24 protein-coding genes and 1 pseudogene are annotated in these 21,511 nt (G+C 69.2%); 13 read left to right on the top strand and 12 right to left on the bottom strand.

All coding sequences use genetic code 11. The features are described 5' to 3' along the window. Positions 1–260, bottom strand: a pseudogene (locus AAIL17_RS14885) (histidine kinase); the annotation flags it as partial. A gap of 355 nt (positions 261–615) precedes the next feature. Here AAIL17_RS14885 and AAIL17_RS14880 point away from each other — a divergent pair. Further along, a complete protein-coding gene (locus AAIL17_RS14880; protein ID WP_424683639.1) occupies positions 616–1,515 on the top strand; it encodes an NAD(P)/FAD-dependent oxidoreductase in 900 nt (299 codons plus the stop codon). Between the two features lie 81 nt (positions 1,516–1,596). Here AAIL17_RS14880 and AAIL17_RS14875 read toward each other — a convergent pair whose 3' ends face one another. Together AAIL17_RS14875 and AAIL17_RS14870 are read right to left on the bottom strand one after the other, a co-directional pair. Then, on the bottom strand, positions 1,597–2,433 hold the full coding sequence (locus AAIL17_RS14875) for a DUF3014 domain-containing protein (RefSeq protein WP_424683638.1): 837 nt from the start codon (positions 2,431–2,433) through the stop codon (positions 1,597–1,599). A 73-nt stretch (positions 2,434–2,506) separates the two neighbouring features. Then, positions 2,507–3,205 carry a VIT1/CCC1 transporter family protein gene (locus AAIL17_RS14870; RefSeq protein WP_424683637.1) on the bottom strand — a complete coding sequence of 233 codons (699 nt, stop codon included), beginning with the start codon at positions 3,203–3,205 and terminating at the stop codon, positions 2,507–2,509. 172 nt (positions 3,206–3,377) lie between these two features. On the opposite strand from AAIL17_RS14870, the gene AAIL17_RS14865 reads away from it, so the two are divergent. Continuing rightward, positions 3,378–3,719 carry a hypothetical protein gene (locus tag AAIL17_RS14865; protein WP_424683636.1) on the top strand — a complete coding sequence of 114 codons (342 nt, stop codon included), beginning with the start codon at positions 3,378–3,380 and terminating at the stop codon, positions 3,717–3,719. Between the two features lie 123 nt (positions 3,720–3,842). On the opposite strand, the gene rplI is transcribed toward AAIL17_RS14865, so the two are convergent. From rplI to AAIL17_RS14845, 4 genes are all read right to left on the bottom strand, one after another. Continuing rightward, the gene (gene rplI, locus AAIL17_RS14860) at positions 3,843–4,292 is read right to left on the bottom strand and encodes a 50S ribosomal protein L9 (RefSeq protein ID WP_424683635.1); all 450 of its coding nucleotides are present in this window, start codon (positions 4,290–4,292) and stop codon (positions 3,843–3,845) included. A 226-nt stretch (positions 4,293–4,518) separates the two neighbouring features. After that, positions 4,519–4,749, bottom strand: a complete 231-nt coding sequence (gene rpsR / locus AAIL17_RS14855) for a 30S ribosomal protein S18 (protein WP_008434437.1) — start codon at positions 4,747–4,749, stop codon at positions 4,519–4,521. Between the two features lie 17 nt (positions 4,750–4,766). Then, positions 4,767–5,201 (bottom strand): 30S ribosomal protein S6, encoded by a 435-nt coding sequence (gene rpsF / locus AAIL17_RS14850; RefSeq protein WP_424683634.1) that lies wholly within the window; start codon positions 5,199–5,201, stop codon positions 4,767–4,769. A 165-nt stretch (positions 5,202–5,366) separates the two neighbouring features. Further along, positions 5,367–5,693 carry a HesB/IscA family protein gene (locus AAIL17_RS14845; RefSeq protein ID WP_424683633.1) on the bottom strand — a complete coding sequence of 109 codons (327 nt, stop codon included), beginning with the start codon at positions 5,691–5,693 and terminating at the stop codon, positions 5,367–5,369. A 127-nt stretch (positions 5,694–5,820) separates the two neighbouring features. Here AAIL17_RS14845 and asnS point away from each other — a divergent pair, with 127 nt between their 5' ends. The 7 genes from asnS (at position 5,821) to AAIL17_RS14810 (ending at position 11,963) form a co-directional block, all read left to right on the top strand. Next, positions 5,821–7,236 (top strand): asparagine--tRNA ligase, encoded by a 1,416-nt coding sequence (asnS, locus tag AAIL17_RS14840; RefSeq protein WP_424683632.1) that lies wholly within the window; start codon positions 5,821–5,823, stop codon positions 7,234–7,236. Between the two features lie 5 nt (positions 7,237–7,241). Continuing rightward, entirely contained in the window at positions 7,242–8,033 is a 792-nt protein-coding gene (locus tag AAIL17_RS14835; RefSeq protein ID WP_424683631.1) for a MalM family protein, read from the top strand. Next, the gene (locus AAIL17_RS14830; protein WP_424683630.1) at positions 8,030–8,362 is read left to right on the top strand and encodes a hypothetical protein; all 333 of its coding nucleotides are present in this window, start codon (positions 8,030–8,032) and stop codon (positions 8,360–8,362) included. Before AAIL17_RS14835 ends, AAIL17_RS14830 begins: the two co-directional genes overlap by 4 nt. An 81-nt stretch (positions 8,363–8,443) precedes the next feature. Then, entirely contained in the window at positions 8,444–9,232 is a 789-nt protein-coding gene (locus AAIL17_RS14825) for an SDR family oxidoreductase (protein WP_424683629.1), read from the top strand. Between the two features lie 162 nt (positions 9,233–9,394). Beyond that, positions 9,395–10,861 carry an aldehyde dehydrogenase gene (locus AAIL17_RS14820; RefSeq protein WP_424683628.1) on the top strand — a complete coding sequence of 489 codons (1,467 nt, stop codon included), beginning with the start codon at positions 9,395–9,397 and terminating at the stop codon, positions 10,859–10,861. An 11-nt stretch (positions 10,862–10,872) separates the two neighbouring features. After that, positions 10,873–11,541, top strand: a complete 669-nt coding sequence (can, locus tag AAIL17_RS14815) for a carbonate dehydratase (RefSeq protein WP_424683627.1) — start codon at positions 10,873–10,875, stop codon at positions 11,539–11,541. Beyond that, positions 11,538–11,963, top strand: a complete 426-nt coding sequence (locus tag AAIL17_RS14810; RefSeq protein WP_424683626.1) for a RidA family protein — start codon at positions 11,538–11,540, stop codon at positions 11,961–11,963. The genes can and AAIL17_RS14810 overlap by 4 nt, the downstream gene beginning before the upstream one ends. Positions 11,964–12,026: 63 nt before the next feature. Here the strand turns inward: AAIL17_RS14810 and AAIL17_RS14805 are convergent, their stop codons facing one another. The 3 genes from AAIL17_RS14805 to gorA are packed head-to-tail and all read right to left on the bottom strand — an operon-like array spanning position 12,027 to position 14,566. Then, entirely contained in the window at positions 12,027–12,395 is a 369-nt protein-coding gene (locus tag AAIL17_RS14805; protein WP_424683625.1) for a hypothetical protein, read from the bottom strand. 20 nt (positions 12,396–12,415) lie between these two features. Continuing rightward, positions 12,416–13,192: an N-formylglutamate deformylase gene (hutG, locus tag AAIL17_RS14800; protein ID WP_424683624.1), complete on the bottom strand. Its 777-nt coding sequence runs from the start codon at positions 13,190–13,192 to the stop codon at positions 12,416–12,418. A gap of 30 nt (positions 13,193–13,222) precedes the next feature. After that, on the bottom strand, positions 13,223–14,566 hold the full coding sequence (gene gorA / locus AAIL17_RS14795; RefSeq protein WP_424683623.1) for a glutathione-disulfide reductase: 1,344 nt from the start codon (positions 14,564–14,566) through the stop codon (positions 13,223–13,225). A gap of 137 nt (positions 14,567–14,703) precedes the next feature. Between gorA and AAIL17_RS14790 the strand changes: the two genes are divergently transcribed. Further along, positions 14,704–16,146 (top strand): hypothetical protein, encoded by a 1,443-nt coding sequence (locus AAIL17_RS14790; RefSeq protein WP_424683622.1) that lies wholly within the window; start codon positions 14,704–14,706, stop codon positions 16,144–16,146. A 78-nt stretch (positions 16,147–16,224) separates the two neighbouring features. Further along, positions 16,225–16,782 carry a C40 family peptidase gene (locus AAIL17_RS14785; protein ID WP_424683621.1) on the top strand — a complete coding sequence of 186 codons (558 nt, stop codon included), beginning with the start codon at positions 16,225–16,227 and terminating at the stop codon, positions 16,780–16,782. A 129-nt stretch (positions 16,783–16,911) separates the two neighbouring features. Here the strand turns inward: AAIL17_RS14785 and AAIL17_RS14780 are convergent, their stop codons facing one another. Then, positions 16,912–17,397 (bottom strand): FKBP-type peptidyl-prolyl cis-trans isomerase, encoded by a 486-nt coding sequence (locus AAIL17_RS14780; RefSeq protein ID WP_424683620.1) that lies wholly within the window; start codon positions 17,395–17,397, stop codon positions 16,912–16,914. A 49-nt stretch (positions 17,398–17,446) separates the two neighbouring features. Further along, positions 17,447–18,676 (bottom strand): MFS transporter, encoded by a 1,230-nt coding sequence (locus AAIL17_RS14775; protein WP_424683619.1) that lies wholly within the window; start codon positions 18,674–18,676, stop codon positions 17,447–17,449. Between the two features lie 222 nt (positions 18,677–18,898). On the opposite strand from AAIL17_RS14775, the gene AAIL17_RS14770 reads away from it, so the two are divergent. Then, on the top strand, positions 18,899–20,446 hold the full coding sequence (locus AAIL17_RS14770) for a M4 family metallopeptidase (RefSeq protein ID WP_424683618.1): 1,548 nt from the start codon (positions 18,899–18,901) through the stop codon (positions 20,444–20,446). A gap of 265 nt (positions 20,447–20,711) precedes the next feature. Further along, complete coding sequence (locus AAIL17_RS14765; protein ID WP_424683640.1) at positions 20,712–21,383, top strand: class I SAM-dependent methyltransferase; 672 nt, start codon at positions 20,712–20,714, stop codon at positions 21,381–21,383. The last annotated feature ends 128 nt before the right edge of the window (positions 21,384–21,511 follow it).

The following is a 21,511-nucleotide window of genomic DNA, read 5'->3' as shown; positions in this document are numbered from 1 at the left end:
CGCAGGATCACCGGCTCGGTGATCCTGCGCGCCTCGGGCCAGACTTCGCGGAACGGGCGGCCCAGCGCCTCCGGCTTGCTGCCCAGCAGCGGCCGGTAGGCGTCGTTGTAGAGGCAGGTGAGGCCCGGGCCCCAGCCCAGCGCGATCGGCAGCTCGCTCTCGAGCATCATCGACACCAGCGTGCGCAGTGAGCCCGGCCAGTCCGCGAAGGATCCCAGCGGCGTGCCGGCCCAGTCGAAGGCGCGGATGCGCGTCGCCATCTCTCCGCTGCCGGCGGGGAAAGCGCCCCCTGCTGACGCTGGCGTGGAGGATGCTGACAAAGGCCACTCCTTGCGAGCCTCCCTGCGCGCCGGTGTCTGTTGGATCGGGCACGGGTTCCACGGACGTTTCCCGCGACCTCCTGTCGGCCGTCCCCGCGCGTCTCCGGAATCGCACGACAGATCGGGCGCCCCTGCCGCGAGGTGCAACTACGTGATGCACGTCACACTATGGGTCGCGCGCTGTCGCCGGCCCGGCAAGGGTCCGTGAGGGCCTTCTTGCCGGGCCCGCTTCGTTCACGCGCCACTTGGACGTTCACGCGCCGACGACCGGAGCCGTCGCCCCATCGGCAGCCCCATGTCCGAAAACCTGCTCGATTGCCTGGTCGTCGGCGCCGGTCCGGCCGGCCTGACCGCGGCCACCTATCTGGCTCGCTTCCGCCGCCACATCCTGCTGGCCGATGCGGGCGCGAGCCGTGCGCGCTGGATTCCAGCGAGCCACAACTGCCCCGGCTTTCCGTTCGGCGTAGCCGGCAACGAACTGCTGGCGCGCTTCCGCCTGCAGGCCGATACCTACGGCGTGCCGCAGGTGCGCACGCGGATCATCCGGCTCGAGCGGTTCGACGGCGGCTTCATCGCCAGCGACGGCGCGCGCCACTGGCAGGCGCGCACGGTGGTCCTGGCGACCGGCGTGGTCGACCGCCTGCCGGCGATCGAGGGCCTCGAGCAGGCGATCGCCAACGGCACCGTGCGGCTGTGCGCGGTGTGCGATGCGTACGAGGCGCGCGACGAGGTGATCGGCGTGCTGGCGCCCGCGCAGGCGGCCATCGGCCACGCCGCGTTCCTGCGCACCTTTTCGCGCCACGTCTTTGCGCTGGCGGCCGACGACTCGCCCTGGAACGAGGCCGCGCAGCAGCAGGCCAGGGATTGCGGCATACAACTATGGCCCGGCCCGCAGCGCCTGGAGCTGATCGACGGCGCGTGCCTGGCCCGCTCCGCCGAGGGCCGGCGGCTGCGTCTGGATACGCTCTACCCGGTGCTCGGCGCCGACGCACAGTCGGATCTGGCCGCGGCGCTGGGTGCCTCGCTCGACCACGAAGGCGCGCTGGCGGTGGACGACCATCTGCAGACCAGCGTGCCCGGCCTGTATGCGATCGGCGACGTGGTCAGCGCGTTGAACCAGATCAGCGTGGCGGTCGGCCACGCAGCGATCGCGGCGACCGCCGTGCATCGGCGGCTGCCGGAAAACTACTGCTGAGCGACGGCAATCCAGCGCAGGGTGCGCTTCAGTCCTTCGCCGCTGGCCTGGCCGGCGAGGTGGGCTGAAGCCCGCCCCACGTCAGCGCGTCGAGGCCGCCGCCGGCAGCGTGGCACCGGTCAGCAGCGCGCGGATCTCGCGCAGCCGCGCCTTCACCCGCGCCTCGTCGTCCGCGCCCAGGCGCATCAGCATCTTCTGGCCGGCCGAGCGCGCTTCCAGGTCGGCGTCGGCGTAGCGGTAGAACACCTTCGGCTGCACCAGCTTCACCGGCGCATCGGGCACCGGCGCGGCCAGCATGTCGTCGACCGCCGCGACCAGGCGGTCGTTGAAGTAGCCCTTGGGGTAGCCCAGGTCGCGATAGGCCTGCTGGAACAACGGGTAGTGATGCACGTACCAGGCGACCAGCGCCTTCGGATCGACGCCTTCGAGCACGCGCATGTAAGGCGCGTAGCGCCCGGCGTTGCGCGGGCTCAGCGTGATGCCGCCGTCGGCCTGCTCGACCGCGAATGCGCCCTTGGGCGTCTTTACCGGCAGGATGTTGGTGCCCACGCTCTGACGCGGCAGCGCGTCGACCGTCGCCACGATGCGGCGGATCACCTGCTCGCGGTAGAGCAGCCCGTCCAGCGCGTGGCCGCCGGCCAGCGCCAGCAGCGCATCGGCGGTGTCCGCATCGCTCGCGTCCAGTGCCGGCAGCGGCGCGGTCGACGCGGGCGCCGGAGCGGCCTGTGCGATCGGGTGCTGGATCGTCGTGGCGGCATGGGCAGGTGCCGTGCTGGCGGGGGCCTGCATCGCGGTGGGCGCTTGTTCGGCGCCGCCCTGGGTCGCCTTGCGCCAGAGGAACACGCCCACGGCAACGGCAGCGATCACCACCACGGCCGGCACCAGCCACTGCCCTATCGAGGATCGTTTCTTTTTCAATGGCGTACCCGCCCTGTCTGATTTGCCTGTCTTCTGCATAACGCCGTCGGCGCCGATGCGCAACCCGCGAAGTCTACGCAGGCCCGCCGAACAGCAGGCCTACGCCGGTCGTCACCGCCATCGCCAACGCGCCCCAGAAGGCGATGCGCAGCGCGCCGGTGGCGACCGCCGCACCGCCCATCCGCGCGGCCGCGGCGCCGAGCAGCGCCAGGCAGGCCAGGGAAATGGCGAACACCAGCGGCAATTGCAGGGCCGGCGGCACCAGTGCCGCCACCAGCAGCGGCACCACGGCACCCGCCGCGAAACTCGCCGCCGAGGCAGCCGCCGCCTGCAGCGGGCGGGCGCGCAGTACTTCGGTGATGCCCAGCTCGTCGCGTGCGTGGGCATCGAGCGCGTCGTGCGCCATCAACTGCTCGGCCACCTGACGTGCAAGCGCAGGATCCAGTCCGCGGCCGATGTAGATGCCCGCCAGCTCGCGGTGCTCGGCGTCGGTGTCGTTGGCCAGTTCCTCGCGCTCGCGGTCCAGCTCGGCCTGCTCGCTGTCGGCCTGGGAATGCACCGACACGTATTCGCCGGCCGCCATCGACATCGCCCCGGCCACCAGCGCGGCGACGCCGGCGAGCAGCAGGTCGTGGCGGCTGGCATGCGCGGCGGCCACGCCCATCAAGAGGCTGGCGGTCGACACGATGCCGTCGTTGGCACCGAGCACGGCCGCGCGCAGCCAGCCCATGTGTTCCGTGCGGTGGCGTTCACGATGATGGTGGCGCCGCATGCGCGTCCCCTTCGATGGCACTGGCGCGAGCATAACCGCCACGGAACGCGGCCGGAGCCGTCGTGCGACCTTCTTTCAAGGCCATCGACGCGAACGGCGCCGGGCACACTGCTTTACGGGGTGGTCACTGCCGCCGGAGCAGCATCCAGGCATCGCTTGCGGAGGTACCGCCATGTCCCGACCGACCACTCCCGCCGGATCCGATCCGGGCACCACCACCGGCAACCCCGCGATCAGCGGCGTCGGCAGCGGCATGGGCAACGCGGCGGGCGGGAATGCCGCAGGCGGCGTGCAGGCCGGCCCCGTCAATGACGCCGCCCAGGGCGCCCGCACCGGCGCTGCCGCCGATCCCAGCCTGGGCAACGGCCAGGCCGTGCCCGAACGCGGGAACCGCATGGGCGATGCCGCCACCGGCGGCGCACCCGGGATGGCCGAGGCGAGCACCGCTGCGTCACCACTGGAGTCGTTCGAGCTGCCCTACAAGGTGATCGCACCGCCGGACCGAAGGCGCTGACTGCCGGTTTCGCGTGGAGCATCTCTTGCGCGACCGCCGCGATCGCTCGATCGCCCTCATCTCAGCCCAAACGAAAACGGGCGCCCGAGGGCGCCCGTTTTCTTGCTGCAGGATCGTATCGGCTTACTTCTCGCCGACCACGATCACCTTGACCTGCGTCTGCACGTCGGCGTGCAGGCTGATCACCACGTCGTACTCGCCGGTGTTGCGGATCGGGCCTTCGCCCTGGATCACTTCACCCTTGCCGACCTTGTGGCCGGTCGCTTCCAGCGCTTCGGCGATCTCGCGCGGGCCGACCGAGCCGTACAGCTTGCCTTCGGGGCTGGCGTGCGCGGCGATGGTCACCTCGGCGCCCTCCAGCTTGGCCTTGCGGCCCTCGGCGTCGGACAGCAGGTTGTTGGCCTTGGCCTCGTACTCGGCGCGGCGCTTCTCGAAGGCTTCGAGGTTGGCGGCGGTGACCGGCACGGCCTTGCCCTGCGGCAGCAGGTAGTTGCGGCCGTAACCCGGCTTGACCTTGACCTTGTCGCCCAGGTTGCCGAGGTTGCGGACTTTCTCGAGAAGAATCAGTTCCATGGTTTTTTCCTTTCGTTAGCGCCGGTGAGGCCGGCGCAGCCGTGGACGGTTGTCCGAAGTGTCGTCTTTAGCTCCCTCTCCCCTCTGGGGAGAGGGCTGGGGTGAGGGGTCGGGGCTCGCGGGAAACCGCATCGAAGCGACGCTCAGATTAGTTTCCCCGCAAGCCTTGCCCCTCGTCCGCCCCTGCGGGGCACCTTCTCCCCGACAGGGAGAAGGACCAAGGAGCTTAGACGTCGTGGTTGTCGGTGTACGGCAGCAGCGACAGGAAGCGGGCGCGCTTGATCGCGGTCGCCAGCTGGCGCTGGTAGCGCGCCTTGGTGCCGGTGATGCGGCTGGGCACGATCTTGCCGTTCTCGGTGACGTACTGGCGCAGCGTGTTGAGATCCTTGTAATCGATCTCCTTCACGTTTTCGGCCGTGAAGCGGCAGAACTTGCGGCGGCGGAAGAACTTGGACATGGGTCAGTGCTCCTGGATCAGTCGCTGTCGCGATCGTTGTCGCGGTCATCGCGCTCGCGGCGCGCCGGACGGTCGTCACCGTCGCCATCGTCGTCGCGGCGGCGCGAGGACTTGGCGTCATCCTTCTCCTTCGACTTCAGGATGAAGGACGGCTCGGTGTCGGCCTCGTCGCGCTTGACGACCAGGTGGCGCAGCACCGCGTCGTTGAAGCGGAAACCGGATTCCAGCTCGTTCAGCGCGTTCTGGCCCACTTCGATGTTGAGCAGGACATAGTGCGCCTTGGCCAGGTTCTCGATCGGGTAGGCCAATTGGCGGCGGCCCCAGTCCTCGAGACGGTGGATCTTGCCGCCGTCGGCCTCGATCAGCGCCTTGTAGCGGTCGATCATGGCCGGGACCTGCTCGCTCTGGTCAGGGTGGACCAGGAACACGATTTCGTAATGACGCATGGTCATTGTGGTGTTGGCTCCTTGTGGATGCGGCCCTCGCGGGCCTCGCAGCCTCCCGCCGGATGCGGTGAGGCAAGTGCCTGCCAGCGCCGATGGGACGCGGACAGAAGCGGAAGTGTATCGTGCCCCGACGGGCCGCGTAAAGCGCGCGTTACGGAAGAGCCCGGCGGTTCAGCCGACGGTGAAGCTCTCCCCGCACCCGCATTCGCCGGTGGCGTTGGGGTTGTGGAAGACGAACGCGGCGTTGAGACCCTGGCGGCGGAAATCGATCACCGTGCCCTCCACCATGGGCAGGCTCTTGTCGTCCACGATCAGCCGGATGCCGTCCACGTCCAGCGTGTGGTCGCCCGGGTTGGCGGCATCGGCCAGGTCGACCACGTAGGCGAAGCCCGAGCAGCCGGTGCGCTTGACGCCGAAGCGCACGCCCGCCGCCCCGGGTGTCTGGGCGAGGAACTGGCGGATGCGGTCGCGGGCGGGTGGGGTGATCGAGATGCTCATGGCGACTGAAGGTGAGAAGGCCGCGGCCCTACATTATCATGCGGGTTTGCCCCGACGCGCCGCAGCCGGCGCGCGAATCGAACATGACAGCGCCCAGATGCGGCGCGCGCGCAGGAGTTTCAATCCCATGGCGGTAGCGAGCCCGACCTTGTCTAGCGTGAAGCAGGCCCTTTCCGGCGCCATCGGGGCCGGCAGCACCGTGACCGTGCGCGGCTGGGTGCGCACGCGCCGCGATTCGAAGGCGGGCCTGTCCTTCGTCAACGTCAGCGACGGCTCCTGCTTCGATCCGATCCAGGCGGTGGCGCCCGCCACGCTCGCCAACTACGAGAGCGAGATCCGCCACCTCACCGCCGGCGCGGGCGTGATCGTCACCGGCACGCTGGTGCCCTCGCAGGGCAAGGGCCAGGCGTTCGAGATCCAGGCAACCGAAGTGGAAGTCACCGGCCTGGTGGACGACCCGGAAACCTACCCGATCCAGCCCAAGCAGCACTCGATGGAGTTCCTGCGCGAGGTCGCGCACCTGCGCCCGCGCACCAACCTGTTCGGCGCGGTCACGCGCGTGCGCCACACGATGATGACGGCGATCCATCGTCACCTCACGTCCGAAGGCTTCTTCTGGATCAATACGCCGATCATCACCACCTCCGACGCCGAGGGTGCCGGCGACATGTTCCGGCTGTCCACGCTGGACCTGGCCAACCTGCCGCGCACGCCCGAAGGCAAGATCGACTTCCGCAAGGATTTCTTCGGCCGCGAGGCGTTCCTGACCGTGTCCGGCCAGCTCAACGTCGAGGCCTACTGCCTGGCGATGAGCAAGGTCTACACCTTCGGCCCGACCTTCCGCGCTGAGAACTCCAATACTCCGCGCCACCTGGCCGAGTTCTGGATGATCGAGCCGGAGATCGCCTTCGCGGACCTCGCCGCCGACGCCGACTGCGCGGAGCGCTTCCTCAAGGCGATCTTCAAGGCGGTGCTCGACGAGCGTGCCGACGACATGGCTTTCTTCGCCGAGCGCGTGGCGCCCGACGCCGTCACGCGCCTGGAGCATTTCATCGCGCAGCCGTTCGAGCGCATCGACTACACCGATGCGATCGAGATCCTGAAAAAATCGGGCCAGAAGTTCGAGTACCCGGTCGCCTGGGGCGTGGACCTGCAGACCGAGCATGAGCGCTATCTCGCCGAGAAGCACGTCGGCCGTCCGGTAGTGGTGATGAACTACCCGGAGGCGATCAAGGCCTTCTACATGCGACTGAACGACGACGAGAAGACGGTCGCGGCGATGGACGTGCTGGCGCCGGGCATCGGCGAAATCATCGGCGGCAGCCAGCGCGAGGAACGCCTGGATTATCTTGACCGGCGCATGACCAAGTTCGGCCTGGACCTGACCACCTACGGCTGGTACCGCGACCTGCGCCGCTACGGCACCGTCCCGCACGCCGGCTTCGGGCTGGGCTTCGAACGCCTGCTGTGCTATGTGTGCGGCCTTTCCAACATCCGCGACGCGATCCCCTACCCGCGCGCCGCCGGATCCGCAGACTTCTGACCGCCATGTTCCGTCGCCTCCCGCTGACAGCCCTGCTGGTCACCCTCACCCTGCTGCTGGGCGCCTGCCACAGCATCAAGGTGCTGGTGCCGCCGAACCTGCGCCCGCCGACCGAGAGTGGCGACGCGCTGGCGCAGGCCAAGCTGCAGTTGCAGAAGGCCACGCCCTGCTGCGGCAGCTTCGCTGACTTCTCCTACCAGACGCCGCTGCCGTGGCGACCGAAGAAGTTCGAGCTCGGCCCCGGCAGCATGGTGGCCAACCTCAACGGCGTGCGCAGCTATTTCCTCGCCTTCCGCCTGCCCTCCGACGTCAAGGTGCCCTACCGGGTGGCGCTGAAGTCCGAGTTGAACGGGCGCTGGCTGCACTCGAGCTACCTGTTCGCGCCGACCACGGTGCTGCTGGACGCCGCCTTCCAGCCGATCGAGTCGCAGGACGTGCAGCTGTGCGAATACATGGGCTGGAGCAGCGCCACCACCGGCGCGTTCGGCCAGCTCAAGGTGACCAGTGACAAGGCGCGCTACCTGGTGGTCTACAGTTCGGCCGACCAGCAGGCCGGGGACACCTATTGGGAGCAGTCGCCGGCCACGTTCTCGGCCGAGGCGCCGGTGCAGATGACTTCCAACGGCAGTTTCCGCATCCCGCATGGGCCCGATGGCACGGTATGGGTCGGCCTGATGAACCAGACCTATGCCAAGGCGGTCGAGAACGGCATCTGCGACAAGGCCCCGCAGGGCAAGGGCCTGCTCAACACCTTGCGCACCGCCCTGCCCACGCACTGGAGCAAGAGCGGAACGTGAGTCCCCTGATCGCGCTCTACCTGTTGCTCCTGGCCGGCGGCATCGTCTGCTTCGTGCTGTATTACCTGGCGCAGTACCGCATCGCGCGGCTGCTACGCGGACGTCACCCGCAGCAGTGGAAGATCATCGCCGAACCCGAGCAGGGACGGCCCAGCGGCGTACGCACCTGGATGCGCATGCAGCATGTGCTGCGTTCCTCGCAACCGCGCCTGCCGGAGCTGCTGCAGGATGCGGCGATCACCCGCTGGTTCCGCACCTGGCAGGTGACGCCCTGGCTGGCGTGGACATGCTGGTTCGCCGCCATGTTCCTGCAGTGGAAAGCGCGCTGACCCGCAGCCTGCGGCGGTGCGTGCCGGGGAACGCCTGAGGGCTCGGCCCTGCGCGCCGACGCAATTCCAAGGAGGCAAGCCATGCAACTGGATCTTACGGGCCGCCACGCGCTGGTGTGCGGTGCTTCGCAGGGCATCGGCCGGGCCAGCGCCATCGAGCTGGCGGAGCTCGGCGCCACCGTCACCCTGCTCTCGCGCTCGCCCGAATCGCTGGAAGAACTGGCCGGCCAGTTGCCGCGTCCGCGCGAGCAGGAGCACCGCTGGCAGGCGGTGGACATGCTCGAGACCACGCGGCTGCAGGGCGTGGTCACCGACGTCGCCGCGGCAAATCCCGTGCACATCCTGGTCAACAACACCGGCGGTCCGCCCGGCGGCCCGGCGCACACCGCCGACCCGGCGGCCTTCGAGGCCGCTTTCCGCCAGCACCTGATCGCCGGCCAGGCGATCGTGCAGGCGCTGCTGCCGGGCATGCGCCAGGCCGGCTATGGACGCATCGTCAACGTCATTTCCACCTCGGTGAAGGAGCCGATCGCGAACCTGGGCGTCTCCAACACCGTGCGCGCGGCAGTCGCCGCCTGGGCCAAGACGCTTTCCGGCGAGCTGGCCGCCGACGGCATCACCGTCAACAACGTGCTGCCCGGCTACACCCGCACCGGGCGGCTGGACGGACTGCTCGCCGCGCAGGCGGAGAGCAGCGGGCGCAGCGAGAACGACATCGCGCAGGGCCTGATGGCGACCATCCCGGCGCGGCGCTTCGGCGAACCGGCGGAAGTCGCCGCGGTGATCGCCTTCCTCTGCACGCCCGCGGCCGCCTACGTCAACGGCGTCAGCATCGCCGTCGACGGCGGACGCACGCGCGCACTGAGCTGAGCACCCCGTAGGGTGGGCTTCAGCCCACCAGCCCTTCCCGCCCCGGTGGGCTTCAGCCAACCAGACCCTTCCCGCCCCGGTGGGCTGAAGCCCACCCTACGAAGCGCGCGCATACGCGGCCGTCCGGTGCAATCCCCTGTCCCAGGTCGTAAGCTTGCACGGATGTCTTCCCTGCGCCTCGCCAACCTGATCGACGGCCGCCTCGTGGCGCCACGCGCGGATCGCTGGCTCGACGTGTACGAACCGGCCACCGGCGAAGTATTCGCGCACTGCCCCGATTCGGACGCCGACGACGTCGCCGAGGCCGTCGCCGCCGCCGGGCGTGCCGCGCCCGCCTGGGCGAATACGCCGATCGAACATCGCGCACGCCTGCTCGACCGCCTCGCCGACCTGATCGAACAGGACCTGGACGCCTTCGCCGCGCTCGAATCGCGCGACAGCGGCAAGCCGCTCGCGCTGGCGCGCAGCCTGGACATCCCGCGCGCGGTCAGCAACCTGCGCTACTTCGCCGCTGCGATCCAGGGCTGGGACAGCCAGTCGCACACGATGGCGTTGGGCCAGCCGGATGCCGGCGCAGTCAACTACACGTTGCGCCAGCCGCTGGGCGTGGTCGGCTGCATCAGTCCGTGGAACCTGCCGCTGTACCTGTTCACCTGGAAGATCGCGCCGGCGCTCGCCGCCGGCAACGCGGTGGTGGCCAAGCCTTCCGAAATTACGCCATGCACCGCCGCTCGGCTGGCCGAACTCAGCATCCAGGCAGGCTTTCCACCCGGCGTGCTCAACATCGTGCAGGGCCGTGGCCCGAGCGTCGGCCAGCCGCTGGTCGAGCACGACCAGGTCAAGGGGATCTCCTTCACCGGCAGCACGGCAACGGGCGCGGCCATCGCCGCGGCCGCCGCGCCGCGTTTCAAGAAAGTCTCGCTGGAGATGGGCGGCAAGAATCCGGCGATCGTGTTCGCCGACGCCGACCTGTCCGACCCCAATCTGGACACCATCGTGCGCTCGGGCTTCGCCAACCAGGGCGAGATCTGCCTGTGCGGCTCGCGCCTGCTGGTCCAGCGCTCGATCTACGAGCGCTTCCGCGAGCGCTACCTGGAACGCGTGCAGCGGCTGGTCGTGGGCGACCCGGACGAGCCCTCGACGAATCTCGGCGCGCTGGTTTCCCAACCGCATTTCGACAAGGTCATGGGCTGCATCGCCCAGGCCCGCGCGGACGGCGCCACGGTGCTGTGCGGCGGCGACGCCGTGCGCCTGTCCGGCCGTTGCGCCAACGGCTGGTTCGTCGCGCCCACGGTGCTCGAGGGGCTGCCCAACGCCGCGGCCACCAATCAGACCGAGATCTTCGGCCCGGTGGTGAGCCTGATCCCGTTCGAGGACGAAGCCGACGCGATCGCACTGGCGAACGACAGCCGCTACGGCCTGGCCGCCTCGCTGTGGACGCAGGATCTCTCCCGCGCCCACCGCGTCGCCGCGGCGCTCGACTTCGGCATCGTCTGGACCAACTGCTGGCTGCTGCGCGACCTGCGCACGCCGTTCGGCGGCGTGAAGCAGTCGGGCCTGGGCCGCGAAGGCGGCACCGAGGCGCTGGCCTTCTTCACCGAGCCGAAGAACGTCTGTATCCGCTACTGATTGGAACGTCCATGCCGCATACCTTGAAGGACCTGCTCGAGAAAAACCGCCGCTGGGCCGCCGACGTCACCGCCGCCGATCCGCATTTCTTCGAGCAGTTGTCGCAGCAGCAGGCGCCGAAGTACCTGTGGATCGGCTGCTCCGATTCGCGCGTGCCGGCCACCCAGATCGTCGACCTGCCGCCGGGCGAGATCTTCGTCCACCGCAACGTGGCCAACGTGGTGGTGCACACCGACCTCAACGCGCTCAGCACCATCCAGTTCGCGGTGGACGTGCTCAAGGTCGAACACATCCTGGTGGTCGGCCACTACGGCTGCGGCGGCGTCGGCGCGGTGCTGCGCAAGGACAAGCTCGGCCTGATCGACAACTGGCTGCGCCACGTCAAGGACGTGGCGTTCAAGCACGAGGATGCGCTGCGCCCGGACGTGCCCTTCGCGGCGCGCCATGACCGCCTGTGCGAACTCAATGCCATCGAGCAGGCGCTCAACGTCTGCGGCACCAGCATCGTGCAGGACGCCTGGGAACGCGGCCAGAAGCTCGCCGTACACGCCTGGGTCTACGGCCTCACCGACGGCCACATGCACGACCTGGGGCTGGTGGTCACCGGCCGCGACGACATGGGCGATGCCTATCGCCGGGCACTCGAAGGCATGGCCGGGCGCTGGCAGGCCACGCCGTGAGCGAAGGCATCCGCACCGACGCCGCGCCGTCGCCAGTGGGCGCCTACCCGCATGCGCGCCGCGTCGGCAACCTGCTGTTCCTTTCCGGCGTGGGGCCGCGCGAGCCGGGCAGCAACCGCGTACCGGGCAACGTCTACGAGCACGACGGCAGCCTGGCCGCCTACGACATCGAGGCGCAATGCCGCCAGGTGTTCGCCAACGTGCGTGCGGTACTGGAAGCCAGCGGCGCGCGCTGGGAGGACCTGGTCGACGTGACCGTGTTCCTGACCGACATGGCGCGCGATTTTCCGGTCTACAACAAGCTCTACGCCGAGCACTTCGCCGGCGTGGATGCCTGCCGCACCACCGTGGGCATCGATGCGCTGCCGACGCCGATCGCGATCGAGCTCAAGTGCGTCGCCGCGCTGCTGGCCGACCGCTGAGGCCCTGAAAAAACAAAGCCCCGCCGGCCGCGCCGGCGGGGCCAAACACACCAACCGTCCGGCTTACTTGCCGGCAGCCGGCTTCTCGGCCGACTTCTTCATCGCCTTGTGGGCGTGATGGTGGTGCGTCATGGTCTTCTTGGGCGCCGGAGCGGCGGCCTGCTCGGTCTTGGTCGCCGCCGCCTTCGGGGCAGCGGTCTGGGCCAGCACGACACCGGAAAGAGCCACGCCCGCCACGAGCAGGGAAGCGATCACGAGCTTACGCATGATGAGAACCTCGGAACTGGAAAGCCGCGGACCCGGCCGGAACCCGGCATCGCGGGCGGCGCGGCAAAGGCACGATGCGATGGCCGCGGGATACGGCAACTGAACATCCCGCGCCTGCAGCCGCACGCCGCGGGCGCCCGCCCCTTGACTTGCGACGCGCGGCATTTCCTGCGAAGAAACTTGCGTCAGGCCAGGCAGGCGCGCAGCAGCGGCTCGATCGCCTTTCGCAGGACTGCGGCCTTGGCCTCGTCCAGCGCGAAGCTGTCCTCGTCCATGTAGTTGCACTGGGTCATTTCCAGCTGCACGGCGTCGACGCCCTCGTTCGGACGTCCATACTGCCGTGTGATGTAGCCGCCCTTGAAACGGCCATTCACCACGAAGTCGAAGTGGTCCTGCGCGCTCAGTACCGCCTCCAGCCGCTGCTGCAGCGCGGGCGAGCAGCTGGCGCCGGCGGCGGTGCCGAGGTTGAGGTCGGGCAGGCGGCCCTCGAACAGCATTGGCACGCGGCTGCGGATCGAATGGCCTTCCCACAGCACCACGCGGCCATGCAGGCCGCGCAGCCTCGCAAGTTCCTGCTGGAGCGCGGCATGGTAGGGATGCCAAAAATCGTTCACGCGCCGTTGAACTTCGGCCGCGTCCGGCTCGCCTTCTCGGTAGAGCGGCTCGCCGTCGAAGCCGATGGTCGAGACCAGCCCCGTTTCCCGCCGGCCCGGATACAGCGCGTGACCGTCGGCGGGCCGGTTGAGGTCGACCACGTAGCGCGAGGCGGTCGGACGCAGCAGGCTCGCACCCAGCGCCTTGGCCAGCGGTGCGTAGAGGCGAGCGACATGCCAATCGGTATCGGGCGAGCGGCGCGCCGCAGGGTGCATGCGCGCGGCGATGTCGTCGGGAACGTAGCTGCCGTCGTGCGGCAGGCTGATCAGCAGGGGCGCGGAGCCCTGGTCGAGGTGGAAGATCTCCATTTGGCCAGTGTACCGCCACCCCATACGCGTTCAGTGCATCAGCAGCATCTCCTCCGACGAGGTGGGATGGATCGCCACCGCACTGCGCAGCTCGCGCCGCGTGAGGCCCTGGCGCATCGCGACGGCAAAACCCTGCAGCATCTCGTCCACGCCGGGGCCCAGCGCGTGCATGCCGAGCACGCGTTCGTCGTCACCCGTGCAGACCAGCTTCATCACTGTGGGCACGCGCTGTCCGGCTACCGCGAACTGCAGCGGGACGAATTGCTTGGTGTAGACGCTCACCGCATCGCCGTGGCGTGCCCGCGCCTCGCGTTCGGTCAGGCCGATCTTGCCCAGCGGCGGATCGGCGAAGACCACGCTGGGTATTGCCTGGTAATCGAACTGCGCCTCCGGCTGGCCGCCGAACAGGCGCTCGACCAGCGCGTAGCCGGCCGAGACCGCCACCGGCGTGAGCGCGGGACAGCCGGTGACGTCGCCGATCGCGCTGATGCCCGGCACCGAGGTGTTCTGGTGCGCGTCGACCTGGATGAAGCCCTTCCCGTCGCGCGCCACGCCGATCTCATCCAGGCCCAGCGCATCGCTGTTGGGCACGCGGCCGACCGCCCACAGTACCGCCTCGTACGGGCCATGCGCGGCGCCGTGGGCGTCGTCGAGCAGCAGCGCGCCGGGTTCGCCACGGGCGCCGGCGACGTTGCTCTCGGCCGTGATGCGGATGCCCTGCGCACGCATCTGCAGCACGAGCGCCTGCACCAGCTCCGCATCGAAACCGTCGAGCGGCTGCTTGCGGATCAGCATTTCGACCTCGCAACCCAGCGCGCGCAGCAGGCAGGCGAACTCGGTAGCGACGTAGCCGCCGCCGACGATGCCGATCGAACGCGGCAATGCGCGCATGGAGAAGATGTCGTCGGACACCATGCCCCGCTCGAAGCCGGGCAGCGGCAGGCGGCGCGGACGCGCGCCGGTGGCGATGACCACCTGCGGCGCGCGGTACTGCACGTCGCCGGCCTGCACGGTATCGCGCGCCATCAGGCGCCCGGCCGCGCCGACCCAGGCCACGCCCGCCTCGTGGAGCCGCTGCGCGTAGCGTTGGCGGATGCCTTCGATGTAGCGGTCGCGCAGTTCGCGGAAGCGGTTCCAGTCCAGCCGGCCTGGGGCGAGGTCGAAGCCGTACTCCGCCGCCAGCGCCTGTGCGTGCGCCAGTTGCGAGGCGAACCAGAGCGCCTTCTTCGGCACGCAACCGAGGTTCACGCAGGTGCCGCCCGGCGGCCCGGCATCCAGCAGCGCCACGCGTGCGCCGTAGCGGGCCGCGCGCTGCGCCACCGTCAACCCGCCGGAACCGGCGCCCAGCACGATCAGGTCGAAGTCACGGGTCATGCAGCCTCCCTCGCGTGTGTACCAAGCATGCCTGCAGTGGTCGTGTTGGACGTGAACGGGCGCGCCTGTATTGGCTCTTGCCGCAGGGCGGCGTGAAACCTAGTCTGGCCGGGAGCCACGCAAGGGGAAGCCGCCGCATGACGTTCCGACTGTCCGCCGTTCTCGCCCTGGCGCTGGTCGCCGCATGGCTGCCACCGGCGCCGGCACGCGCCAGCGGAGTCTCCACCCGGCAGTTGCTGGCCGCCATGCGCGATCCCAACGAACTGGGCCGCTACGGCTACCTGGTGCAGGTCATGCCGCAACTGGCCCCATCGGACAAGCGCATGGCGCAGCAGTATTTCGCCTTCAGCGAAAGCGAGCTGGGACTCTATGGCGAGGCCGTGCGCGACTTCCCGCTGAAGTCGCGCCTGCCGGCCGATACCGTCCTTCCCGCGCCGCCAGCCTGGCAGGCGGCCGATGCAGTCGATGCCATCGTCGAGGCGGCGGCACACCGGCGCGTGGTGATGGTCAACGAGGCGCACCACGACGCCCACACCCGGCTGCTCACGCTCGAACTGCTGCCGCGGCTGCGTGCGATCGGCTTCACCCATCTGGCAGTCGAGGCACTGATCGACGATGGCGACACGCTGCGCCAGCGCGGCTACCCGACCGTCCGCAGTGGCACCGAATACCTGCGCGAACCGGTGTACGGCGAGATCGTACGCGAGGCCTTGCGCCTGGGGTACGTGCTGGTGCCCTACGACCTGGCCGGCGGCGACGGCGACGGCCGCGAAGCACAGCAGGCCCGCACGCTGTACGACAAGGTACTGGCGGGCAACCCGAAGGCGAAGCTGCTGGTGCATGCCGGCTACGCCCACATCGACAAGGCGCCGGGACGGCTGGGCCAGGTCGTGCCCATGGCGGCACGGCTGCAGGCGCTGAGCGGCCTGGACGTCCTCAGCATCGACCAGACCGACATCCGCGAAGAAGAGCCGTTCAACGAGCTGGAGGCCTACCGCGTGGTGAACAACGCGGTGCGCACCGGCGACTCGCTGCGTGGCGTACCGCAGAACGGACTGACGCCGCATCTCGACGCCCGTGCCGCCCTGCGCGAGCCGTACCACCAGATCGTCGAAGCGTTCCATCCGCAACAGCCGATCGTGCTGCGCCACGCGGACGATGGCCGCCTCTGGAGCGCACGCCCGCGGCTCTACGACATGAACGTGATCCTGCCGCCGGCCAACCAGCGGGTCAGCGCCTACGTGCGCGATCGTGTAATCCCGCTGCAGATCGGGGGCAAGCCCGCCATCGCCGTGCCTCCCGCCGCCGACGGTCATCGGCCGGACTGGCTCGCGCTGGACGGTCGGCGGCTGCCGCTGGCGATCAGTCACCGGCTTTGCGGCGGGACGTTCCCCTGCCTGGTGGAGGTCCACTATGCGGACGAGCCGGACGACGCCGTGGCGGCCGACCGCTACGTCTTCCTGGAGAAGGGCGACGGCAACACCCTGTGGCTGCGTCCGGGCCGCTATCGCCTGCGCAGCCTGGATGCCACCGGCAAGGTGCTGGCCGAGCGGCCGGTGCAGGTCGACGCGACGCGCTGAAAAGTTGCGGTCGACTCTCACGAGCTTGACGCAAGCCCTTGATTGGCTAAGCTCGGTCGAAACACTGCCGAGGTTGCCATGACTGCGTCCGGATGCCTTTCCGCCGCCACGCGCCTGCGCCTCGTCCTGCTCGGGACGGCGACGTTGCTGCTGGCCGCCTGTGCCGGCAGCCCGCACCGGCGCGAGCCCACCTTCCGGGATTCGCATTCGTCGCTGGCCGACCTGCCCGCCAAGGCGCCCTCGGCGGTCAGCGCAGGTACCGCCAACGACGTGCTGTTCCGTGCCATCGCACTGGTCGGCACGCCCTACCACTGGGGCGGCAACACGCCCGACAGCGGCTTCGATTGCAGCGGGCTGGTGGACTACATCTACCGCAACGCGGCGGACATCCTGCTACCGCACAGTTCCCGCGCGATGGCCGACGTGGACGGACGCAAGGTTCGCCGCATGACCGACCTGGCCAGCGGCGACCTGGTGTTCTTCGACATCGGCGGCGACATCAGCCACGTGGGCGTGTACGTGGGCAAGGGCCGCTTCGTGCACGCGCCCAACAGCGGCGGTACGGTGCGGCTGGACGACATCGACGGACCGTACTGGCGCGACCACTTCGCGTTCGGCAAGCGGTTGCTGGATTGAGGGGAAGAGCGGACCGGGGCAAGGCCGGCCCCTCATCCCAACCTTCTCCCCGGAGGGGAGAAGGGGCAAAGGAGAACGGCGCCCCAGGGCGCCGTTTCCGTCATCATCTTGAAGCGCACTTCGTGCGCTTCAGTGGGCTTCCTGGCCCGGCGGATGCGCGTGGCCGTGCTTGATCTCGTCCTCGGTGGCATCGCGCACTTCCTGGATCGCCACGTCGAAGTGCAGCGTTTTGCCGGCCATCGGATGGTTGAGGTCCACGTCGACCGTGCTCATGCCGACCTTGTGCACGGTCACCGCGCGATGGCCGCCTTCCTTCAGCGACAGCACGGTCGCCATGCCGGGCTTGAGCTTGTTCGCCTGCTGGAAGTACTTCTTCGGCACGCGCTGGATGCGGCCTTCCTCGCGCTCGCCGTAGCCTTCGGCCGGGTTCACGTCGACCGCGAGCGACTCGCCCGCCTCGTGGCCTTCCAGCGCCGTCTCCAGGCCACTGATGAGTTGGCCGTGGCCGAGCAGGATCCACAGCGGCTCGCCGTTGTCGTGCGAGCTTTCCACCTTGTCGCCGTCCACCGTGAGCGTGTAGTGGAACGCGATGACCTTGTCCTTGCCTGCCTTCATTGCCTGTCTCGTGGAGTGCAAAGCGGGGGATTCTACCAGTCCCGCCTGCTCAGTCCTGCATGCCGCCGAAGCCTACCCCCCGCGCCTCCGGTCCCAGCCAGGCGAGCAAGGCCAGCACCAGCGCCACCACCGCGATCCACGCCGACATGGCGAAGGCGTAGTCGCCGCCATGCGCCTTGGCGATCCACGCCTGCGCGGTGGCGGTGACCGCCGCCAGCAGGTTGCCGGTCTGGTAGGCGAAGCCCGGCAGCGTGCCGCGCACGTGGCCGGGCGAGAGTTCGTTGAGGTGCGTGGGCACGACGCCCCAGGCGCCCTGCACCATCACCTGGATCAGGAACGCGCCCACGCCGTAGAGCACCAGCGTGCCGCCGTACATCCACAGCGGGATCACCGGGATCGCCAGCAGCGCGGCGATCACGATCGCCCGCCGCCGCCCGATCCGCTCCGACAGCGCGCCAAAGAACAGTCCGCCCACCAGCGCGCCGATGTTGAGCAACGCGACCAGCACGAACGCCGCGGCCGAACCGGTGGGCAGGTGCAGGTTGACCTCCTCGAAGGTGTGGTAGAGGTCCTGCGAGCCGTGGCTGAACATGTTGAACGCGGTCATCAGCAGCATCAGGTAGAGCGCCAGCTTCCAGTGCCCGCGCATCGCCTCGCGCAGGCCCTGCCGCGGCGCTTCCCGCTGGCGCCGCCACACCGGCGATTCGGGCACCTTGCGCCGGATGTACAGCACCAGCAGCGCCGGCGCCGCGCCGACCACGAACAGCCCGCGCCAGCCGATGTGGTCGATCAGCAGCCAGTTGGCCAGCGCACCGAGGAAGAAGCCGCAGGGATAGCCGCTCTGCAGCAGGCCCGAAACGATGCCGCGCGCCTTCGGCGGGATCGCCTCCATCGCCAGCGAGGCGCCGATACCCCACTCGCCGCCCATCGCGATGCCGAACAGGAAACGCAGCACCAGCAGCATCGTCAGCGACGTCGAGAACGCGGTGGCCAGTTCGAACAGCGAGAACAGCACCACGTCCAGCATCAGGATCGGCCGCCGGCCGTAGCGGTCGGCCAGGCGTCCGAAGATCAGTGCGCCGAAGGGGCGCGCGGCCAGCGTGAGCAGCAGCGCCAGCGTCACGTCGGTCTTATCCACGCCGAACTCGTTGGCCACGCCGACGATGACGAAGGTCAGCAGAAAGTAGTCGAAGGCATCCAGTGTCCAGCCCAGGAAGCTGGCCAGGACCGTGTGGCGCTGGTCATGGTCCAACTCACGCAACGTGGACAGAACACTCATGCCGCCGCTCCCAGCATCGACCCGGTCATCAGGCTAGCACGCGCCCCTGTCGCGACTGCGGCGTGGATGCTGCTTAGCACGATGTCACACACCCCCGGAACGGCGTAGGGTTGCCTGTCGGCACGGCGCTCCTGGGGAGGATCGGCCCGTGCCGACGAGCGGCGCGACGCGGCAAGAGGCCGCCGACCGCCAATCCATTTCCTTGGGAGGGAAACACCAATGATGCAAAAACCGCTTGCCGGCGCCCTGCTGGGCGCCCTGGGCCTCGTCGTGGCCACTGCCGCCTCGGCCGCCACGCCGAACCGTATCCAGGCGCCCGCCATGGGCCACCTGACTTCCAGCGCGCTGGCCCAGCGCCTGGGGCTGGATCCGCAGGCCTCGCTGGCCCCCGGCCTGCAGCTGCGCACCGTGCGCGGCACGATCAAGACGCGCGAGCACCAGCTGTTCCGCGGCGTGCCGGTATACGGCCGCAGCGTGGTGGTCGAGCGCGATGCCGCCGGCAACGTGCGCAGCGTCGACGGCCACGTGTCCAACGGCCTGGGCTTCGATCTGGCTTCGGTCACGCCGCGCCTGAGCGGCGCCCGCGCCGTCGAAGCGCTGCGCCAGCACGCCGGCCTGCTGCCCTACGGCATCGGCATCAACGCGGTATCCGACACCAGCCTGCAGAACGTGAAGCACGACCTCTACGTCTATGCCGAAGGCAAGAAGGCGCGGCTGGTCTATCTGACTTCGTTCTTCGTCGACAACAACGGCCATCCGTCGCGCCCGACCGCGATCGTCGATGCGGACACCGGCGCCATCGTGAAGAGCTGGGAAGGCCTGACCACCAAGGGCAAGCCCGGCGGCGGTGGTGGCGGCACCGGCACCCCCGCAACGGCCAACGGCCCGGGCGGCAACCAGAAGACCGGCCAGTACTTCTACGGCACCGACTACCCGGCACTGCAAGTCAGCCAGTCGGGCAGCACCTGCTCGATGGTCAACACCAACGTGAAGACCAACGACATGAACCAGAGCCGCAACCGCGCGACGCTGTGGACCTTCACCTGTCCGACCAGCAGCGGCGACGGCATCAACGGCGCCTACTCGCCGATCAACGACGCGCACCACTTCGGCGGCGTCGTGCACGACATGTACACCGCCTGGTTCGGCGCTCCGCCGCTGAGCATCCAGCTGGTGATGAACGTGCACTACAGCCGCAACTACGAGAACGCGTTCTGGAACGGCAGCTCGATGAACTTCGGCGACGGCGCGAGCTACTTCTACCCGCTCACCGCGCTGGACGTGACCAGCCACGAGATCAGCCACGGCTTCACCGAGCAGCACTCGAACCTGCAGTACTCCGGCCAGTCCGGCGGCATGAACGAGGCCTTCTCCGACATGGCCGGCGAGGCCGCCGAGTACTACGACCGCGGCGCCAACGACTGGCTGGTGGGCGCCGACATCATCAAGAGCGGCACCGCGCTGCGCTGGATGTGCACGCCGAGCAAGGACGGCGCCTCGATCGACAATGCGTCCCAGTACTACAGCGGCCTGGACGTGCACTACTCCAGCGGCGTCTACAACAAGGCGTTCTGCACGCTGGCCAAGTCGTCGAACTGGAACACCCGCAAGGCGTTCGAGGTGTTCGAGCGGGCCAACGCGATGTACTGGACGGCCACCGCCACGTTCAACTCGGGCGCCTGCGGCGTCGAAAATGCAGCGGACGACTACGGCTACTCGCGCAGCGACGTGGTGGCCGCGTTCAATGCCGTCGGCGTGACCTGCCAGTAAACCGGCAGCAGTAGGTCGCACCCACGAGCCCGGCCCTGCGCCGGGCTCGTTCTTTGTGCAGCTCTCGCTCACCGGCGACGCCCTCCTCATCCCGCGGGCGCGTGACTCCCGCACGGGGAGGCACCGGCGGTGCATGCGTCACCTGCACATCCGCAGCGCGAAGCCTGCCTATACTGGCCTCCCGCTCCCGGAGTACGACCATGCGACGATCGTCCCGCCATGAGGGAAGCCACCTGGCCGTCCCGCTGGAACATCTGTCTTGACGGTGCGGCCGCGGTATCACCTCGATCGCTCGGCACGCGCCACGCTGTCGGCCCGTTTCAGCGGCTTCAACCAGCGCCAGTACGTGCGCGGCAAGCTGGCCGGCGACCCGGTCTACGGCGCGGTGGCGCGGCTGCTGCAGGAATCCCCGCCCTTTCCGCTGCTCGACGTCGGTTGCGGCATCGGGCTGCTCGGCCACTACCTGCATGGCTGCGGCGTGCTGCGCGGCTACCTCGGCATCGACCACGACGAACGCAAGATCGCCACCGGCCGCGCCGCCGCGGCGGCGATCGGCGACGCGCTGGACCTGCGTTGCGCGGACGTCGCCGACCTGCCGGACTTCCGCGGCCACGTCAGTCTGCTGGACGTGCTGCACTACCTGCCGGCGGCACGCCAGTCGCCGCTGCTCGAACAACTGGCCGGCCACGTGGCGCCCGGCGCGCAATTGATGATTCGCAACGTGCTGCGGGCGAAGCACTGGCGCTTCCATGCCACGGTGATCGAGGAACACGTGCTGCACGCCACCGGCTGGATGCGCGTGGGCGCCGACCACTACCCGACCGCGCAGGAGGTGATCGGCCCGCTCGAGCGCGCCGGACTGGTCACCACGCTCACGCCGCTGTGGGGCCGCACGCCGTTCAACAGCTACCTGATCGTGGCACGGCGGCCCGCCTGACGCGCCTCCACGAAGCCGCATCCGGCAGCCTGGCGCCTCTTGCGCTATACTGCACGGACGGCTTCGAGCCGTTGCGGCCTCCAGCCGCCCCCTTTCCCCATATCGCAACGCGGTTCTGAAAGAACGCT

Source organism: Frateuria sp. YIM B11624 (genome assembly GCF_049727805.1).
GTDB lineage: Bacteria > Pseudomonadota > Gammaproteobacteria > Xanthomonadales > Rhodanobacteraceae > Frateuria_A.
The sequence above is the reverse complement of the archived record's forward strand: the minus strand, read 5'-3'. Positions and strand labels throughout refer to the sequence as shown.

Coding starts and splice junctions, on each gene's coding strand:
- AAIL17_RS14880 (WP_424683639.1), top strand. CDS start 616: ATGTCCGAAAACCTGCTCGATTGCCTGGTCGTCGGCGCCGGTCCGGCC.
- AAIL17_RS14870 (WP_424683637.1), bottom strand. CDS start 3,205: ATGCGGCGCCACCATCATCGTGAACGCCACCGCACGGAACACATGGGC.
- AAIL17_RS14865 (WP_424683636.1), top strand. CDS start 3,378: ATGTCCCGACCGACCACTCCCGCCGGATCCGATCCGGGCACCACCACC.
- rplI (WP_424683635.1), bottom strand. CDS start 4,292: ATGGAACTGATTCTTCTCGAGAAAGTCCGCAACCTCGGCAACCTGGGC.
- rpsR (WP_008434437.1), bottom strand. CDS start 4,749: ATGTCCAAGTTCTTCCGCCGCCGCAAGTTCTGCCGCTTCACGGCCGAA.
- rpsF (WP_424683634.1), bottom strand. CDS start 5,201: ATGACCATGCGTCATTACGAAATCGTGTTCCTGGTCCACCCTGACCAG.
- AAIL17_RS14845 (WP_424683633.1), bottom strand. CDS start 5,693: ATGAGCATCTCGATCACCCCACCCGCCCGCGACCGCATCCGCCAGTTC.
- asnS (WP_424683632.1), top strand. CDS start 5,821: ATGGCGGTAGCGAGCCCGACCTTGTCTAGCGTGAAGCAGGCCCTTTCC.
- AAIL17_RS14835 (WP_424683631.1), top strand. CDS start 7,242: ATGTTCCGTCGCCTCCCGCTGACAGCCCTGCTGGTCACCCTCACCCTG.
- AAIL17_RS14825 (WP_424683629.1), top strand. CDS start 8,444: ATGCAACTGGATCTTACGGGCCGCCACGCGCTGGTGTGCGGTGCTTCG.
- AAIL17_RS14820 (WP_424683628.1), top strand. CDS start 9,395: ATGTCTTCCCTGCGCCTCGCCAACCTGATCGACGGCCGCCTCGTGGCG.
- can (WP_424683627.1), top strand. CDS start 10,873: ATGCCGCATACCTTGAAGGACCTGCTCGAGAAAAACCGCCGCTGGGCC.
- AAIL17_RS14805 (WP_424683625.1), bottom strand. CDS start 12,395: ATGCCGCGCGTCGCAAGTCAAGGGGCGGGCGCCCGCGGCGTGCGGCTG.
- hutG (WP_424683624.1), bottom strand. CDS start 13,192: ATGGAGATCTTCCACCTCGACCAGGGCTCCGCGCCCCTGCTGATCAGC.
- gorA (WP_424683623.1), bottom strand. CDS start 14,566: ATGACCCGTGACTTCGACCTGATCGTGCTGGGCGCCGGTTCCGGCGGG.
- AAIL17_RS14790 (WP_424683622.1), top strand. CDS start 14,704: ATGACGTTCCGACTGTCCGCCGTTCTCGCCCTGGCGCTGGTCGCCGCA.
- AAIL17_RS14785 (WP_424683621.1), top strand. CDS start 16,225: ATGACTGCGTCCGGATGCCTTTCCGCCGCCACGCGCCTGCGCCTCGTC.
- AAIL17_RS14780 (WP_424683620.1), bottom strand. CDS start 17,397: ATGAAGGCAGGCAAGGACAAGGTCATCGCGTTCCACTACACGCTCACG.
- AAIL17_RS14775 (WP_424683619.1), bottom strand. CDS start 18,676: ATGAGTGTTCTGTCCACGTTGCGTGAGTTGGACCATGACCAGCGCCAC.
- AAIL17_RS14770 (WP_424683618.1), top strand. CDS start 18,899: ATGCAAAAACCGCTTGCCGGCGCCCTGCTGGGCGCCCTGGGCCTCGTC.